This window comes from Burkholderia sp. Ac-20392, assembly GCF_017104585.1.
Taxonomy (GTDB): domain Bacteria; phylum Pseudomonadota; class Gammaproteobacteria; order Burkholderiales; family Burkholderiaceae; genus Burkholderia; species Burkholderia lata.
On the sequence record NZ_JAAGPB010001176.1, the window covers coordinates 1 to 669 of the forward strand.

Sequence of the window (669 nt, forward strand, 5' to 3'; positions counted from 1 at the left end):
TAGCCGCGTGCGCATCGGCACCAGCGCGAGCACCAGCTCGCCGAGCAGCATCCCGCAGATGCCGGTCGCGATCACGAACAGCGCGGTGAGATCCTTCGGTGCGTGGATCTTGTCGGACACGGCGAGCGCGAACGGCGTCGACACCGAGCGCGTCATCAGCGAGCGCTGCAGTTCGGGCGACAGGTGCAGCAGCTTCGCGAGCAGCAGCGATCCGCACACGCCCGCGCCGATCCCGACCGCAACGCCGACCGACAGCGACAGCCAGTGGCGGCGGATCAAGTCGCGATAGTCGTAGATCGGCACCGCGAACGCGATCGTCGCCGGGCCGAGCAGCCACATCAGCCAGCGCGTGTCGTGGAAGTAGACCGAATACGGGATGCCGGTCAGCAGGACGAGCAGCACCAGCACGCCCGGCACGAACACGAGCGGCGAGAACAGCAGCGTCTTCTTGTACGCGTAGAGCCGCTTCGACGCGAAATACAGCACGACCGTCAGCACGAAGCAGCCGAACGAGATCGCGGTGTTCGCCTGGTCGGCGGACAGGTTCGACAATGCGGCAAGCATGGCGGGCTCCGGCTCAGTGGGCGGACGCGGCGCTCAGGCGCGTGCGGCGGCGTTCGGCGAACACGCGCTGCGCGGCGAGCCGGCGCTCGAGCTTCGCGGCGAGGT

General features: G+C 68.5%; 1 protein-coding gene. It reads right to left on the reverse strand.

Annotated features, from left to right (window positions below):
- Positions 1-564: LrgB family protein (locus G3N99_RS41470; protein WP_206125341.1), on the reverse strand; the 564-nt coding region annotated here is incomplete at its 3' end.
- Between the last annotated feature and the right edge of the window lie 105 nt (positions 565-669).